We start from the raw sequence: 15,100 nt of genomic DNA, 5'->3' as shown, positions 1-15,100 counted from the left end.
GGTGGCCTTGGCGGTGGTGGCCTTGGAGGCGGGGGTCGCGGCCCGAGCGGCGGCGACCCGGCGGCGGGTGGTGCTCGCCGAGCCGTCGACGACCACCGTGATGCCCGCGTCCACCAGGGCGCGGAGAATCTTCTTGGCCTGGGCCGGGGTCACCTCGGCGGACTCGACTGTCTGCACGACCTCGGCCGACGTGATCTGCCCACCCGCACCCTGCGCGTGGGCGATCAGGGCCTCGGTGAGAGAGCGAACGTCGGCACCGGTCTGGTGGGCTTCTGTCACGAATGACCTTCCGGAGGGCGATGAGCAACGGCCAGTGGGCCCAGCGCAGCACGCGGCGAAACGAGGCTGGCCGGTGTGGTGTGGGAGCCCCCGGGACCCGGACTGGCTTGCGGGCGGTCGTCCGTGAAGCGTGGGCAGGGGTGAATTGTAGCGCCGTTCAGCGAGATCCTCTCGCCGCAGCGCGCCGCGGGGGGTCGCCGACCTTACTTCTGGCGCCGGGCGGAAGAATACAAGAGGCCGAACTGGGGGTGTGAAGTGCCGGAAAAATCCGAAGATCTGCTGGCTGTGGCGGTGCGGATCGCGCGGGAGGCGGCTGCGACCGCCAGGCGCATGCGCGCCGAAGCGATTAATGACGTGGAGACGAAAAGCACGGATACCGATGTGGTCACGGCCGCGGACAAGGCCGTGGAGCGTCAGGTGGTCGAGGTGCTGCGGGTCGAGCGGCCCGGCGACGGGGTGCTGGGCGAGGAGTACGGCGACACCACGAGCACCGGGGCGGTCCGCTGGATCCTGGATCCCATCGACGGCACGGTGAACTATCTGTACGGGCTGCCGCAGTACGCCGTGTCGCTGGCCGCCGAGGTGGAGGGCGCCGTGGTGGCCGGGGTGGTGCACAACGCGGCTACCGGCGACGAGTGGACGGCCACGCTGGGCGGCGGGGCCTGGCGCGACGGGCGGCGGCTGGGGGGTTCGGGTCGTACCACGCTCGATCAGGCTCTGGTCGGCACCGGCTTCGGCTATGACGCCGCGCGCCGGGCGCATCAGGGCGCGGTGCTGGCCGGGCTGATCACCAGGGTGCGCGACATCCGCCGCTTCGGTGCCGCCTCGCTGGACCTGTGCATGGCGGCCGAGGGCAGCCTGGACGCGTACTTCGAGAAGGGACTCAACCCGTGGGACCACGCCGCCGGTGGTCTGGTGGCCGCCGAGGCCGGGCTGCTGGTGTCCGGACTCGACGGTGCCCCGGCCGGTCAGCACATGCTCGTGGCGGCTCCGCCGGCGATCTTCCCGGCGCTGCACGACGTGCTGGTGGAGCTTGACGCCGCAGGCGGCCCGTAAAGGGCCCTGGGAGCGCGCCTGCGGCGACGGAACGCCAGGTTCAGGAGTCCTTCTTGGCCGGCGCGGCGCAGGCGCCCGGCGGCGTCTGCGGCTCGCCGAGCTCGACCAGCGACTGGTTGACCTCGGTCGTGGTGGCGAGCTGCTGGAAGTCCTTGCCGATCGAGATGTCGACAACCTTGCCCTTGCGCTTCGGGTTGTACTCGGTCTTGACCTGGTCCAGGAAGTACGCCCGCAGCAGCCACGCCGAGCCGACCGCCTCCGGGCCGTAGCGCATCACCGCGACGCCGTCGATCTTCTTCTTGTCCTCGTCCGGCTTCTGCGTCTTGAACCGGCGGTTCTTGAACTCGTTCGACACGTTGTCGGCCACGCCCGGCTGGTCGGTGCCGTTGAGCACCTTGATCGTCACGTCCTGCGGGTCGTCCGGCAGGGTCACGTCGGCCAGCACGGCGCCGTCGGGGCAGCCCCCACCGGCAACTGCGCCACCCTGGGTGTCGCGGACCAGCGCTACCACCACGAAGACCACGGCAGCGACGGCGAGGACGCCGACCACCACGAGGGCTCGTACGCGCGCAAAGCTCATGGGGCAGCTACTCCAGGGTTCCGACGGCAGTGGTGGTCTCGGCTGAGGTTAGCGTGAGGCCGCCACGCGCGCGGAAACAGGGAAACTTTCCGGCGCGGCGACGATGATCCACGCCCGTGTACCCCTACCTTGATGTCGCCTCAGTCACATCGGGAACAATTGGCTGCCCGCGGGCGTACAGACCTCCCACCGGGGAGGTAACGTGCCGCGTCTGCCGAGGCAGTTTCACGAGGGGGTGGGGGCGCCTCGGCGGACGATCGTTCCCTGCTGACTGTGCCGGGGAGAAAAGTCCGTCAGAACGGGAACCGAAACGCGGTCGCTGGCGTTACTTACGCCAAGTGACACATCGATACAGGAGAGTGAAGACCGATGGCCACCGACTACGACGCCCCGCGTCGCGATGAGGTCGACCTCGGCGAGGACAGCCTCGAGGAACTCAAGGCCCGCCGCGCCGACTCGCAGTCGGGTGCAGTGGATGTCGACGAGGTAGAGGTGGCGGAGAGCTTCGAGCTCCCCGGTGCCGACCTGGCCGACGAGGAGCTCACCGTCAAGGTGCTGCCGATGCAGACCGATGAGTTCCGCTGTGCTCGCTGTTTCCTCGTGCATCACCGCAGCCAACTGGCTGTTGAGCGCAACGGGGAGCTGATCTGCCGGGAGTGTGCCTGAACCGGCGCACACCCTGCGAGTAGTCCCACCCGGCCGTCGCCGACGGCCGGGCGCTGCGTGAACCCCGGAGTGCGGGGAACGCCCTGCGGGTGATCCGTGTGCCCAGGTGTCTCAATGGGTATGTGGTCACCGACGGCAAACGAACGGGGAGGTCGACCAGCATGAGCCGCCCAGACGAGAACTCGGTACCGACCGCAGAACCGGGGCCCGAGCTCAGCGAGGTCGACCAGGCTCCGAAAGACGTGCCAGGCACTGATCTGGTGCGCACGCGAACGCCCGAGGAAGCCGCGGCGGACGCGGACATCGGCGCGACCGTAGCCGCTTTGACGGCCGACGACCTGGCGCCGGACAACCGCCGCCGGTTGCTGGGCCGCTTGGTGGCCGACGTGCGCCGGCGCGGGCTGGGGCAGCTGTTCCGGCCCAAGGCGGCCATGCGCTGGATGACCGATGCGGTGGCCGACGTGGCTCCGCACGTACCGGTGCGTGATCTTGAAACCTTGCGCCGGCATTTCGCCGGGCTCGACGACGATGAGATCGCCGAACGGCTGATCCGCAATGCCGGCCGGGCAACCGCCGGAGTGGGTGCGGCAGGTGGCGGGGTGGCTTCGGTCGAGTGGGTTGCTACGCCGGCCCTGCTCTCGGCTCCGGTGCTGCTGGCTGCCGAGACGGTGGCGGTGGTGGCGATCGAGATGAAGCTGATCGGCGAGCTGCACGAGGTCCACGGCCAGCCGGTCGGGGGTACGTCCGGGCAGAAGGCAATGGCGTTGGTGCAGTCTTGGTCCTCCCAGCGTGGGGTGAACCCCCTGGTGCCGGGTGTGGGAGTGGCGACGGTGCTGGGAACCGCGGCCCGCAAGGAGCTGCAGAGCACGCTGCTGCGCCGCTTCGGGCGCAATCTGACCACAATGGGCCCGCTGCTCACCGGCGCGGTCGTGGCCAGCTATCTGAACCGGCGCGCGACGAAATCGCTGGGTGAGAATCTCACAAAGGACTTGAGCAAGAAGCGCAAATCCCTGCCGCGCTAGCCCGCGCGGCGGGCGGCCAGCACTGCGGTGGCCAGCTCGACGGGGCGCCGCGTGCTGATCACCCAGAACGGCGTCGGATCCTGCGGGTCGTCCAGCACGATCTGCACAGCGCCGCCGATCCACGGACGCTGGATCACGAAAGCCAGCGGGTGCGCGCCAACGCCGAGCACCTCGCGCTTGCCGTCGGCGTCCAGTGGGACCACATCGGAGATCACCGCAAGCGGCAGCCGGGCGTCGTCGGCCTGGAACTCGGAAGTGGTGACGGCGACCTTGATCCGGCCCAGCCACCACGGCAGCAGCAACGAGAGCGGCAGCAGCACGGCGAAGGGCACCCAGGCACGCAGACCGTCGCTGCCCATCCAGATCTCGGCCGCGAGCAGCGCGGAACAGCCCAGCGCCACCGGCCACATCCACCAGGGCGCGCGCAACCGCTCGGCGTAGGTCGCCGGGGCGGCCGTGCGGGTCGATGGCTCGGATGTCACCCTGGTGAGGGTACGGCGCGCCTCCGCCTGCGCCCACGGCAGGATGGCAGGGTGGGGTGCTGCCCAAATACTCATCACCTGAGGGAACTTTCGCGTGGACATCCAGGTCCGACTCCTCGACCCCGACCTGCCGCTGCCGGCCTACGCGCACCCCGGAGACGCCGGTGCCGACCTGTACGCGGCCGAGAGCGTGCGGATCGCTCCGGGTGAACGGGTGCCGGTACGCACCGGGCTGGCTATTGCGCTGCCGGATGGGTATGTGGGGCTCGTACACCCGCGCTCGGGCCTGGCGGCGCGGCTGGGTGTGACGGTGCTCAACGCGCCCGGTACGGTCGACGCCGGTTACCGGGGTGAGATTCTCGTCGTCCTGATCAACCATGATCGGCACAGCACGGTGGAGATCACCCGCGGCGACCGCATCGCCCAGCTGGTCGTCCAGCGGGTCGAGCGCGCGGTGTTCCACGTCGTCGACGAGCTGCCCGGCACTTCGCGGGGAGCCGGGCGGCATGGCTCGACGGGCGGGCACGCCGCCCTGAAGTCCTAGAACTCGAGAGGTGGCAAGCAAATGTTCTCCCGCAAGCGCGGAGGCCCCCGGCACGTACGCCCGGACGACGCGCCCCAGACCGCGGCGCTCGCCCAGAGCATGGGTGACCTGCCACCGGCGCCGGATTTCGGGCCGTGGGACAGCAGCCAGGCGCCCGAGGGGGTGCAGCGGCTCGATCTGGGCAGCCTGCTGATCCCGGCGGTCGAGGGCATCGAGGTACGGGTGCAGGCCAACCCGGACGGCGGCGTCGAGCAGATCGTGCTCGTGCACGAGAACAGCGCCCTGCAGCTCGGGGTGTTCGCGGCCCCGCGGTCCGAGGGCATCTGGGACGAGATCCGCGAGGAGATCGCCGGCGCCATGAAGTCCGACGGCGCCGCGCCGCGTGAGTTCGACGGCCCGTGGGGCGTGGAGCTGACGGCCCGGGTGAACACCCCGGACGGCCCGGCCGACGTGCGCTTCGTGGGCGTGGACGGCCCGCGATGGATGCTGCGGGCCCTGTTCCAGGGTGAGGCGGCGGCCGACCCGCGCCGCGAGGGCGTGCTGGGCGAGTGCCTGCGCGGCGTCGTGGTGGTGCGCGACGACGAGGCGCGTCCGGTGCGTGAGGCGCTGCCGCTGCGGCTGCCGCGTGAGATGTCCGAGGCGGCCGAGCAGCACGCTCACGACCACCCGCACGAGCACGTGCACGACGACCCGACCCCGCCGGACGCCGCCAGCAACCAGCAGCCCCCGACGAACGGGCGCCACGCCCGCTGAGGCGCCGGTTGGACCTCGACGCCCGGGTGATGTGGATCACCCGGGCGTGCCCGGCGTACCGTGGGATCTGCACGCACGACCGCCAGCAGCACACCCACCGACCAAGAGGTGTCACGGGGTCATGACGACCGATGAGCGCACCACCGGGTTGCGCCGCTTCTTCGAACGGCTGACCGCGTCCGAGGAACAGCTCGACGCCGAAGAGCTGCAGCGCGACAGCAAGAAGTGCGGCGCGATACCGGCGACCCAGTGCCACCGCGGTCAGGTCGTCTCGGTATCCGGCCGGCTGCGCACCGTGGCGTACACTCCGCGCACCAACCTGCCCACGCTCGAAGCCGACCTGTGGGACGGCAGCGACGTGGTGACCCTGGTCTTCCTGGGCCGCCGCTCGATCGCCGGCATCGAGCCGGGCCGCCAGCTTGTGGCCCGCGGCCGGATCGCCATCCGCGACGAGCGCAAGGTCATCTACAACCCGTACTACGAGCTGGAGGCGCCCCGGTGACACCCGGCAGCGAGCCCAAACACGCCGCCGACGAGTCGGTGGGAGACCGGGTCGCCGAGGAGGTTGTCGAGGAACTCGACCTGCACAAGGCCGGCGAGCCGGAGGACCAGCCGCTGCCCTCGATGAGCGAGCAGATCGCCGAGCAACTGGGCGGCGTGCGCGGCCTCATCGAGTCGAGCATCCCGGTGCTGGCCTTCGTACTGCTCAACGTGCTGCTCGGCGACAACGTCCTGGACCTGCCGAAGAAGACGGCGCTGTACTGGGCGATCGGCGGGAGCGTCGGCTCGGCGCTGGCGATCGGCGCGTACCGGCTGAGCCGCAAACAACCGGTCCGGCACGCGGTGAACGGCATCTTCGGCATCGCGGTCGGCGCGTGGCTCGCGTGGCGCACCGGCGACGCCAAGAACTTCTATCTCCCGGGCATTCTGCTCACCCTGGGCCAGGTGGTCGCCCTGATCATCTCGGTGGCGGTCCGAAGGCCGATCATCGGGTACGTCTGGGGCGTGCTGGCCAACGGCGGCAAGCATGACTGGTTCAGGAATCAGCGGCTGTTCCGTACGTTCCAGTGGCTCACCCTGGTCTGGGCGGTGTCGCTGTTCGTCAGGGCGGGCGTGCAGGGCTGGCTCTGGCTGGCCGACGAAGCCAACGCCATCGGCATCGTGCGCATCCTGATCAGCTGGCCGATCTACGCGGCGACGTTCGCGTACACCGCCTGGGCCGTGCACCGGGTGACGAGCGCCCAAGCCGCCGAGGCCGGCACCACCGCCGAGCCCGAGCGAGCCTGACGCCAGCCGTTCCAACGACGAGGGCGCAAAGTCGCACGCTCTACCGCTATGGCGGTCGTAACGTCGTCATGGTGTGGACGGTGGCCGGTCCCAGGCGCGGTGGTTGACCGAAGTGGAGCCGGTCGCCTGGGAGGTCATCTCGTTTCGGTCCTGAACCGCCAGACCAACGAGATCGCTTGATCCCGGCCCGCGCCGCGGCTACCGAGCTTGCGGCTGGACGATGCGCGGGTCACCCCAGGTCAGCGGCCTTGCCGAGCACGACGGCGCGGACCTCGTCCTCGACTTCGGCCGTGCAGATGAAGATGAGCTCGTCCCCGGCCTCGAGCGGATCATCCGGGGTGGGAACCAGGACGCGCTTCCCGCGCAGGACGGCGACCAGGGCCGAGTCCCGGGGCATGGGCACGGACCGCACCGCCTGGCCGACGTACGGCGCCTGGGCCGGCAGCGTGATCTCGACCAGGTTCGCCTCACCCTGGCGGAACGTCATGATCCGCACCAGGTCGCCGACGGTCACCGCCTCCTCGACGAGCGCGGCCATCAGGCGGGGCTTCGACACGGCGACGTCGACACCCCACTGCTCGGTGAACAGCCATTCGTTCTCGGCCCGGTTCACCCGGGCCACCACCCGGTTGACCGCGAACTCGGTCTTGGCGAGCAGCGAGCACACCAGGTTGACCTTGTCGTCGCCGGTGGCTGCGATGACCACGTCACAGCCGGCCACGTCGGCTTCTTCGAGGCTGGAGACCTCGCAGGCGTCGGCGAGGATCCATTCGGCTTCGGGTACGCGTTCGGGCCTGAGCTGGCGGGGCTGGCGTTCGATCAGCATGACCTGGTGGCCGTTGCCGATCAGTTCCTGGGCGATCGACCGGCCCACGTTGCCGGCGCCCGCGATGGCGATCCGCATGTCAGAGACCCCCCACCCCGGTGCTCGCGGCCGCCGCGAGCACGTCCTCGACGATGTCATCGGTGACCACGACGAACACCTGGTCACCGTCCTGCAGCACGGTTGACGGGGTGGCCAGCGAGCCGATGCCGAAGCGCATCAGGTACGCCACCCGGGCCCCGGTGACCTCTTCGAGGCTCTTGATCGTGCGGCCCACCCAGTCGCGGTGCAGTGGCGCCTCGACGATCGAGACTGCGCTGGTCGGGTCGCGGAAGACCTCGACCGTTCCCTCCGGCACCAGGTGGCGCACCATGCGGTCGGCGGCCCAGCGGATCGTAGCCACCGTGGGGATGCCCAGCCGCTCGTAGACCTGGGCCCGTTTGGCGTCATAGATCCGGGCCACCACCCGGGCCACTCCGTAGTTCTCCCGGGCCAGGCGGGCCGAGATGATGTTGGAGTTGTCGCCGCTGGACACCGCGGCGAAGGCGTCGGCGCGTTCGATGCCGGCTTCGCGCAGCACGTCGCGGTCGAAGCCGATGCCGGTGACCGTGGTGCCGTCGAACTCGGCGCCCAGGCGCCGGAAGGCGTCAGCGTTCTGGTCGATGATCGCGACCGAATGGCCGCGGGCGTCGAGTTTCTGGGCGAGCGTGGAACCGAGCCGCCCACACCCCATGATCACCACGTGCACTGTTCGCGCCTTCCCGACGGATGCGTTCTGAGCAGAGCGTGCCATGCCCTCGCCAAACGCGGTGGCCGGGGCGCCCGGCGGCGTGGCGAGGGCAGCCGTACGCTTGGCGCTTGTGGCGAGTTCGACGTCCTTAGCGAAGCGGCTGCTGCTCGGCCGGCCTTTCCGCTCCGACAAGTTGCAGCACACCCTGTTGCCGAAGCGGATTGCGCTGCCGGTGTTCGCCTCGGACGCGCTGTCGAGCGTGGCTTATGCGCCCGACGAGATCCTGCTGACGCTGTCCATTGCGGGCGCCAGCGCGTTCGCCATCTCGCCGTGGATCACGCTGGCGGTTGCCGTCGTGATGGTGACCGTGGTGGCCAGCTACCGGCAGAACGTGCATGCGTACCCGTCCGGTGGTGGTGACTACGAGGTCGCCACCGTCAACCTGGGGCCGAAGTTCGGGGTCGCGGTGGCCAGCGCGTTGCTGGTCGACTACATCCTCACGGTGGCGGTGTCGGTCAGCTCGGGGGTGAGCAACCTCGGCTCGGTGGTGCCGTTCGTGGCCGAGCACAAGCTGGGGATCGCGCTGGTGGCGGTCACCATCCTCACCGCCCTCAACCTGCGTGGCCTGCGGGAATCGGGCACGGCGTTCGCAATTCCGACGTACGCCTTCATTTTCGTCATCCTGGCCATGATCGTCACGGGTCTGGTGCGGGTGTTCGTGCTCGGCCAGGATCTGCGCGCGCCCAGCGCCGGGCTGCACATCAGCGCCGAGGAACACCATCTGACCAGCTTCGCCTTCGTCTTCCTGCTGTTGCGCACGTTCTCCTCGGGTTGTGCGGCGCTCACCGGGGTCGAGGCCATCTCCAACGGCGTGCCCGCTTTCAAGCCACCGAAGAGCAAAAACGCGGCCACCACACTGCTGCTGCTCGGCGGGATCGCGATCGCCATGCTGGTCGGCATCGTGCTGCTGGCCCGCGTCACCCACCTGCAGTTCGTCGAGGATCCCTCGCAGATCGTCGGCGGGCCGGCGGATTACGTGCAGAAGACCGTGACCGCCCAGCTCGGCGAGACGATCTTCGGGGCCGGTTCGATCATGCTGTACGTGGTCGGCGCGGTCACCGCCCTGATCCTGTTCCTGGCCGCGAACACCGCGTTCAACGGCTTCCCGGTGCTCGGCTCGATCCTGGCCCAGGACCGCTACCTGCCGCGTCAGCTGCACACCCGCGGCGACCGGCTGGCGTTCAGTAACGGCATCATCTTCCTGGCGGTGGCCGCGATGGTGCTCATCGTCGCGTTCGACGCCGAGGTCACGCGGCTGATCCAGCTGTACATCGTGGGCGTCTTCGTGTCGTTCACGCTGTCGCAGGCCGGCATGATCAGGCACTGGAACCGGCTGCTGCGCACCCAGCGGGACCCGCTGCGGCGGCGCCAGATGATCCGCTCCCGGGCGATCAACACGTTCGGCATGGCGCTGACCGGCGCGGTGCTGATCGTCGTGCTGATCACCAAGTTCCTGCTCGGCGCGTGGATCGCCATCGCCGCGATGATCTTCATTTACGCGCTCATGCTGGGCATCCGCAAGCACTACGTGCGGGTCGCCGAGGAGCTGCAGCCCACCGAGGAACGCCCGATCCTGCCGTCGCGCAACCACGCGGTGGTGCTGGTCAGCAAGGTGCACCAGCCGACGTTGCGGGCGGTGGCCTATGCCCAGGCCACCCGGCCGGACTCGTTGACCGCGGTGACGGTGAACGTGGACGACAAGGACACCCGAAAGATTCAGGCCGAGTGGGAGCGCCGGCAGATCCCGGTCCAGCTGACCGTCGTCGACTCGCCGTACCGGGAGATCACCCGGCCGATCATCGACTTCGTGAAGAGCGTGCGACGGGGTTCGCCGCGCGATGTGGTGACCGTGTTCGTACCGGAATATGTGGTTGGTCGGTGGTGGGAGAATTTGCTCCATAATCAGAGTGCATTGCGGATCAAGGGCCGGTTGTTGTTCGAGCCGGGGGTGATGGTGACCAGCGTGCCGTGGCAGTTGCGCTCCAGCCAGGACCGCGACCTCGAGCGTTTCGACCGCGATCTGAGCCGGGGTCCGACACGTGGCCCGCGCACCCGCCTGCCTGCACCCGTGCCGCCGCCGACCGAACCTGTCGCTGCCGAGAACGAGGCTGCCCAGTGACCGGCGAGCTGGTCGAAGGGGATCGTCTAGAGCTGACCGTGGGGGCCCCGGCGCACGGCGGGCACTGCGTCGCACGGATCGGGGGAGAGCACGGCCGGGTGGTCTTCGTGCGGCACGCGCTGCCCGGCGAACGGGTCACGGCCGAGATCACCGAGCTGCACAAGGGCTGGCTGCGGGCCGACGCGGTGATCATCCACGAGGCGTCGGCGGACCGCGTCGAGCCGCCCTGCCCGTGGGCGCGTCCCGATGCCTGCGGCGGCTGCGACCTGCAGCATGTCGCGCCGCCGGCCCAGCTGGATTGGAAGACCCAGGTGGTGCACGACCTGCTCACCCGGATGGCCGGGCTGAGCGACGACAACATCAAAGCTTTGGGGGTACGGACACAGCCCCTGCCCGGTGGCCCGCTCGGCTGGCGTTCCCGGATCCGCTACGCGGTGGACGCCGCCGACCGCCCCGGCCTGCTCAAACACCGTTCGCATGAGGTCGTGCCGATCGACTTCTGCCGGATCGCCCGACCGGCGCTGCAGGAGCTCGACATCACCACCCGCACCTGGCCGGAGACGTCGGCGATCGCTGCGGTGGCGTCCAGCGGTGGCGATGTCGCGGTGCTGCCCCGGGCGTTTGGTGCGGTAGGTGAGTCCTTGCTCGATGAGCTGGATGGCGCCCCGGTGGACGCCTCGCGGGAGGTGCGCGAACAAGCCGCAGGGCGCGAGTGGCACGTACCGGCTGAAGGCTTCTGGCAGATCCACCCGGCCGCGGCGGACACCCTGATCGGGGCGGTGCTCGACCTGCTCGATCCGCAGCCGGGGGAGACCTCCTGGGACCTGTACGGCGGGGCCGGCCTGTTCGCGGCGGCCCTGAGCGCCCACACGGGAGCCCGGACCACCGTGGTCGAGTCGTCGCCGCTGGGCGTGGCGGCCGCCCGGCGCAACCTGGCCGACCTGACCGGCGTCGAGGTCGTCGCGGCAAAGGTGGACGCGGCGCTGGCCCGGCGCCGGATCTCTGGACCGGTGGACCTGGTGGTGCTGGACCCGCCGCGCGCCGGAGCCGGAGCCAAAGTCGTGCGTGCGCTCGCGGCCGCCGAGCCCCGGGCCATCGCCTACGTGGCCTGTGACCCGGCGGCGCTGGCCCGCGACCTCAAGACGTTCACCGGGCTGGGCTGGGAGGTCAAGGCGCTGCGGGCGTACGACTGCTTCCCCATGACCCAGCACGTGGAATGCGTCACACTGCTGGAGCGGGCGTGAGATGTGCAGATCCTGTGGAGGACGCCATCGTGACCGTTCGCGCCAGATGCGCACGAGCCCAGCACCGATAGACTGACACCCCATGAGCGAGCGCAGTGATCAGACGGCCGGCCTTCTCGCCAGCATCGCCGGACCCGGCGACCTCAAGCGTTTGAGCCCTGAACAGCTCACCCTGCTTGCCGCGGAGATCCGGGACTTCCTGGTGGCCAAGGTGTCACGCACCGGCGGGCACCTCGGGCCCAACCTCGGTGTCGTGGAGACCACCCTGGCGCTGCACCGGGTGTTCGACTCCCCGCGCGACCGGATCCTGTTCGACACCGGCCACCAGGCGTACGTGCACAAGATCGTGACCGGGCGCCAGGACGGGTTCGACATGCTGCGCCAGCGCGGCGGGCTGTCGGGCTACCCGAGTCAGGCCGAGAGCGAGCACGACCTGGTCGAGAACTCGCACGCCTCGACTGCGCTGTCGTACGCCGACGGCATCTCCAAGGCGTTCGCGCTGCGCGGCGAGGACCGGCACGTGGTCGCGGTCGTCGGCGACGGTGCGCTGACCGGCGGCATGTGCTGGGAGGCGCTCAACAACATCGCCGCGGCCAAGAACCGGCTGGTCATCGTGGTCAACGACAACGGCCGCTCGTATGCACCGACCATCGGCGGGCTCGCCGATCACCTGTCCACGCTGCGCCTCAACCCGGGCTACGAGCGGGTACTCGACCTGGTCAAGAACGCGCTGGGCTCCACCCCGGTGGTCGGCAAGCCGGCCTTCGAGGTGCTGCACGCGGTCAAGAAGGGCATCAAGGACGCGGTCAGTCCGCAGCCGATGTTCGAGGACCTCGGCATCAAGTACATCGGCCCGATCGACGGGCACGACACCCAGGCCATGGAGTCGGCGCTGCGCCGGGCCAAGGGCTTCAACGCGCCGGTCATCGTGCACGCGGTGACCCGCAAGGGTTTCGGCTACCGGCCCGCCGAGGACGACGAGGCGGACAACTTCCACAGCCCCGGCGCCTTCGACCTGCAGACCGGTGCTCTTACCGCCAAGCCGTCGGTCAAGTGGACCCACGTGTTCGCCGAGGAGCTGGTTGCCATCGCGGGCGAGCGGCCCGACGTGGTGGGCATCACCGCCGCCATGGCCGAGCCGACCGGCATCGCCGCACTGGCCCAGAAATACCCCGAGCGCGTGTACGACGTGGGCATCGCCGAGCAGCACGCCGCCACCTCGGCCGCCGGACTGGCCATGGGCGGGCTCCACCCGGTGGCCGCCATCTACGCCACGTTCCTCAACCGCGCGTTCGACCAGGTGCTGCTTGACGTGGCCATGCACGGGCTGCCGGTGACCTTCGTGCTGGACCGCGCCGGCATCACCGGACCGGATGGGCCCAGCCACTACGGCATCTGGGACATGAGCGTCTTCGGCGTGGTCCCGGGGCTGCGCATCGCCGCTCCCCGCGACGCCGCCACGCTGCGCGAGGAGCTGCGCGAGGCGGTGGCCGTGGACGACGGGCCGACGATCGTGCGGTTCCCGACCGGTTCGGTGGCCGAGGACCTGCCCGCGCTGCGCCGGGCCGGCCCGGTGGACGTGCTGCGCGAGGGCGAGCGCAAGGACGTGCTGCTGGTCGCCGTGGGGGCGTTCGGCAAGCTGGGCATGCAGGTCGCCGAGCGGCTCGCCGGGCACGGCTACGGCGTGACCGTGGTCGATCCGCGCTGGGTGCGCCCGGTGCCGATCGAGCTGGCCGGCCTGGCCGCCGCTCACCGCCTGGTGGTCACGGTGGAGGACGGCGTGCGAGCCGGTGGCGTCGGCGAGGCGGTGGCGAGCATGCTGCGCGATGCGGGCGTGGACGTGCCGCTGCGTGACTTCGGGGTGCCGGTGGGCTGGCACGCGCCGGGCACCCGGGCGGAGATCCTGGCGTCGCTCGGGCTGACCGCGCAGGACATCGCGCGAGCCGTGACCGAGGCGGTCTCCCGGCTCGAAGCCACCGACACCGAGCCGCAGCCGGCCCCGTAAAGAAGGTCCAGCGGTGATACAGCGCCGCAGTCAGCTCCTTGATAAGGCGCCGCGGCCGGCGCGGTAAGAGGGCCCCTCGGGGACAGCGACTGGCGGGCGGTTTCGTTATCCAGCCGTTACCTTTGGGATATGGCGGCGGAGATGGTCGACGGGCCGACGGTGTTCATCGATCTTGGTATGGAGCGTGGCGAGCCGGACGAGTACGTCAGGCCGTCGCACTCCACGCTGCCGCGGTGGGTGCCACCCGCGCTGGTCGCCGCGATCGTGTTGCTGGTCGCCGGGGCGTCCGCCGCCGCGCCACCACCGGCCCTGTCCGAGATGCTGCGGCTGTCGGTCAGCCCGGCCGACCCGTACACGATCACCGGCGACGGCACCCTGCTGGTGCAGACGCTGGGCACGCTGGCCTCGTTCGACCTCGACGACGCCGGGCTGCACTGGCAGACCGGCACCGAGGCGCCCACGTACCGGCTCGCCACCGGGGCCGGGCTGCTCCTGCTGCGCTCGCCCACGGGCAGCCTGAGCGGGGACCCGGTCACCCGGGCGATCTCGCTCGGTGACGGCACGGTCAAGTGGCGGCGCAGCGACAGCGTAATGACCGTGGCGGGTTCGCCCATCCTGCTCGCCTACACCCCGGTGCGCAGCTACTCCGGCACCGGCCGGCGGGTGCAGCGCTCGGTGGACGCGCTCGACCCGGCCACCGGCGCCACGCTGTGGTCGGTGCCCGTGCCCTCCACCGCGGTGCTGCTGGGCGTGCCCGGACCCGGTGACGACGGCGCCCGGATGCTGCTGGTGCACGACAACCGGACGGTGGCCGTGCACGACCTGCTCACCGGCAAGCGGCTGGCCGAGGGCGCGCTGCCTGCGGCGGACTACGGGCCCGACAACCCGGTGGTCTCCGGCGGGCTGATCCTGCTGCGCCACCCCACACCGGCCGGACGGGTCGTGTCCGCCTTCGACCCGCTCACCCTCCAGCAGCGCTGGACGCGCCCGGCCGGGTTCGCGTTCGGGATCACCTCGTGCGGGGTGCTGGCCTGCCTGACCGGCCCCGACGGCGTGCGGGCGATCGACCCGGCCGACGGCAGCCAGCGGTGGTTCCACCCGGAGTGGCGCAGCGTGCAGGAGCGCGACGGTGTGGTGATTGCTTTCGGTACGCCGGCCGGCGAGAACGACCCGGTCGGGATCGCCGACCCCGGCACCGGCGCGCTGCTCAGCGATCTGCGCGGCTGGCGGGTGGTCAGCGGCCGCGCCGGCGATCACCTGCTGGTGACGCGGACGTCCGACGCGGGCCGCCGTACGATGGTCGCCGTCGCCGCCCCCGGTGACGCCCAGCCGCGCCTGCTCGGCGACCTGCCCACCGGCACCGGTGACTGCCAATCGGTGCCCGACCGGCTGGTGTGCCGGGCGACCTCCGGCGATCTGGTGGTGTGGCGGTACCGGCCGAAGGGATGAG

At 70.5% G+C, this 15,100-nt stretch carries 16 protein-coding genes; 11 read left to right on the top strand and 5 right to left on the bottom strand.

Annotated features, from left to right (window positions below; translation table 11 throughout):
• Nucleotides 1-279, bottom strand: a 279-nt coding sequence (locus TFC3_RS39620; RefSeq protein WP_304438979.1) for an RNA polymerase sigma factor region1.1 domain-containing protein, incomplete at its 3' end; no start/stop codon positions are given.
• Between the two features lie 255 nt (nt 280-534).
• Here TFC3_RS39620 and TFC3_RS25445 point away from each other — a divergent pair.
• Nucleotides 535-1,335, top strand: a complete 801-nt coding sequence (locus tag TFC3_RS25445) for an inositol monophosphatase family protein (RefSeq protein ID WP_067504836.1) — start codon at nt 535-537, stop codon at nt 1,333-1,335.
• A 40-nt stretch (nt 1,336-1,375) separates the two neighbouring features.
• Here the strand turns inward: TFC3_RS25445 and TFC3_RS25440 are convergent, their stop codons facing one another.
• Nucleotides 1,376-1,915 (bottom strand): LytR C-terminal domain-containing protein, encoded by a 540-nt coding sequence (locus TFC3_RS25440; protein WP_067504833.1) that lies wholly within the window; start codon nt 1,913-1,915, stop codon nt 1,376-1,378.
• A gap of 369 nt (nt 1,916-2,284) precedes the next feature.
• On the opposite strand from TFC3_RS25440, the gene TFC3_RS25435 reads away from it, so the two are divergent.
• Together TFC3_RS25435 and TFC3_RS25430 are read left to right on the top strand one after the other, a co-directional pair.
• The gene (locus tag TFC3_RS25435; protein WP_023561654.1) at nt 2,285-2,581 is read left to right on the top strand and encodes a DUF4193 domain-containing protein; all 297 of its coding nucleotides are present in this window, start codon (nt 2,285-2,287) and stop codon (nt 2,579-2,581) included.
• A 161-nt stretch (nt 2,582-2,742) separates the two neighbouring features.
• Nucleotides 2,743-3,603 carry a hypothetical protein gene (locus TFC3_RS25430; RefSeq protein ID WP_067504830.1) on the top strand — a complete coding sequence of 287 codons (861 nt, stop codon included), beginning with the start codon at nt 2,743-2,745 and terminating at the stop codon, nt 3,601-3,603.
• On the opposite strand, the gene TFC3_RS25425 is transcribed toward TFC3_RS25430, so the two are convergent.
• Nucleotides 3,600-4,085: a DUF3093 domain-containing protein gene (locus TFC3_RS25425; protein ID WP_255363790.1), complete on the bottom strand. Its 486-nt coding sequence runs from the start codon at nt 4,083-4,085 to the stop codon at nt 3,600-3,602. The two genes, TFC3_RS25430 and TFC3_RS25425, sit on opposite strands and share 4 nt — an antisense overlap.
• 94 nt (nt 4,086-4,179) lie before the next feature.
• Between TFC3_RS25425 and dut the strand changes: the two genes are divergently transcribed.
• The 4 genes from dut to TFC3_RS25405 all read left to right on the top strand — a co-directional run bounded on the left by dut (nt 4,180) and on the right by TFC3_RS25405 (nt 6,669).
• The gene (gene dut, locus TFC3_RS25420; protein WP_067504826.1) at nt 4,180-4,629 is read left to right on the top strand and encodes a dUTP diphosphatase; all 450 of its coding nucleotides are present in this window, start codon (nt 4,180-4,182) and stop codon (nt 4,627-4,629) included.
• A 21-nt stretch (nt 4,630-4,650) separates the two neighbouring features.
• Nucleotides 4,651-5,382: a DUF3710 domain-containing protein gene (locus TFC3_RS25415; protein ID WP_067504823.1), complete on the top strand. Its 732-nt coding sequence runs from the start codon at nt 4,651-4,653 to the stop codon at nt 5,380-5,382.
• 121 nt (nt 5,383-5,503) lie between these two features.
• A complete protein-coding gene (locus tag TFC3_RS25410) occupies nt 5,504-5,884 on the top strand; it encodes an OB-fold nucleic acid binding domain-containing protein (protein WP_067504819.1) in 381 nt (126 codons plus the stop codon).
• Nucleotides 5,881-6,669, top strand: coding sequence for a DUF3159 domain-containing protein (locus TFC3_RS25405; RefSeq protein ID WP_067504816.1), 789 nt, complete (start codon nt 5,881-5,883; stop codon nt 6,667-6,669). Before TFC3_RS25410 ends, TFC3_RS25405 begins: the two co-directional genes overlap by 4 nt.
• Nucleotides 6,670-6,898: 229 nt before the next feature.
• On the opposite strand, the gene TFC3_RS25400 is transcribed toward TFC3_RS25405, so the two are convergent.
• The gene (locus TFC3_RS25400; RefSeq protein ID WP_067504813.1) at nt 6,899-7,573 is read right to left on the bottom strand and encodes a TrkA family potassium uptake protein; all 675 of its coding nucleotides are present in this window, start codon (nt 7,571-7,573) and stop codon (nt 6,899-6,901) included.
• A gap of 1 nt (nt 7,574) precedes the next feature.
• Nucleotides 7,575-8,240 (bottom strand): TrkA family potassium uptake protein, encoded by a 666-nt coding sequence (locus TFC3_RS25395; protein ID WP_067504810.1) that lies wholly within the window; start codon nt 8,238-8,240, stop codon nt 7,575-7,577.
• A gap of 43 nt (nt 8,241-8,283) precedes the next feature.
• Between TFC3_RS25395 and TFC3_RS25390 the strand changes: the two genes are divergently transcribed.
• From TFC3_RS25390 to TFC3_RS25375, 4 genes are all read left to right on the top strand, one after another.
• The gene (locus TFC3_RS25390) at nt 8,284-10,401 is read left to right on the top strand and encodes an APC family permease (RefSeq protein ID WP_067504806.1); all 2,118 of its coding nucleotides are present in this window, start codon (nt 8,284-8,286) and stop codon (nt 10,399-10,401) included.
• Complete coding sequence (locus tag TFC3_RS25385) at nt 10,398-11,645, top strand: class I SAM-dependent RNA methyltransferase (protein ID WP_067504803.1); 1,248 nt, start codon at nt 10,398-10,400, stop codon at nt 11,643-11,645. The genes TFC3_RS25390 and TFC3_RS25385 overlap by 4 nt, the downstream gene beginning before the upstream one ends.
• 82 nt (nt 11,646-11,727) lie before the next feature.
• Nucleotides 11,728-13,650, top strand: a complete 1,923-nt coding sequence (gene dxs / locus TFC3_RS25380; protein WP_067504800.1) for a 1-deoxy-D-xylulose-5-phosphate synthase — start codon at nt 11,728-11,730, stop codon at nt 13,648-13,650.
• Between the two features lie 129 nt (nt 13,651-13,779).
• A complete protein-coding gene (locus TFC3_RS25375; RefSeq protein ID WP_236718313.1) occupies nt 13,780-15,099 on the top strand; it encodes a PQQ-binding-like beta-propeller repeat protein in 1,320 nt (439 codons plus the stop codon).
• Nucleotide 15,100: the final 1 nt, after the last annotated feature.

Origin of the sequence: Actinoplanes sp. TFC3, assembly GCF_001553785.1 — a bacterium.
GTDB lineage: Bacteria > Actinomycetota > Actinomycetes > Mycobacteriales > Micromonosporaceae > Actinoplanes.
This window is presented reverse-complemented; position numbering and strand designations above follow the sequence as displayed.

Excerpts from the sequence above, each read along its gene's own strand:
- TFC3_RS25410 (WP_067504819.1), top strand. The coding sequence starts at position 5,504 with ATGACGACCGATGAGCGCACCACCGGGTTGCGCCGCTTCTTCGAACGG.
- TFC3_RS25440 (WP_067504833.1), bottom strand. The coding sequence starts at position 1,915 with ATGAGCTTTGCGCGCGTACGAGCCCTCGTGGTGGTCGGCGTCCTCGCC.
- TFC3_RS25415 (WP_067504823.1), top strand. The coding sequence starts at position 4,651 with ATGTTCTCCCGCAAGCGCGGAGGCCCCCGGCACGTACGCCCGGACGAC.
- TFC3_RS25390 (WP_067504806.1), top strand. The coding sequence starts at position 8,284 with ATGCCCTCGCCAAACGCGGTGGCCGGGGCGCCCGGCGGCGTGGCGAGG.
- TFC3_RS25430 (WP_067504830.1), top strand. The coding sequence starts at position 2,743 with ATGAGCCGCCCAGACGAGAACTCGGTACCGACCGCAGAACCGGGGCCC.
- dxs (WP_067504800.1), top strand. The coding sequence starts at position 11,728 with ATGAGCGAGCGCAGTGATCAGACGGCCGGCCTTCTCGCCAGCATCGCC.
- TFC3_RS25435 (WP_023561654.1), top strand. The coding sequence starts at position 2,285 with ATGGCCACCGACTACGACGCCCCGCGTCGCGATGAGGTCGACCTCGGC.
- TFC3_RS25375 (WP_236718313.1), top strand. The coding sequence starts at position 13,780 with ATGGCGGCGGAGATGGTCGACGGGCCGACGGTGTTCATCGATCTTGGT.
- TFC3_RS25400 (WP_067504813.1), bottom strand. The coding sequence starts at position 7,573 with ATGCGGATCGCCATCGCGGGCGCCGGCAACGTGGGCCGGTCGATCGCC.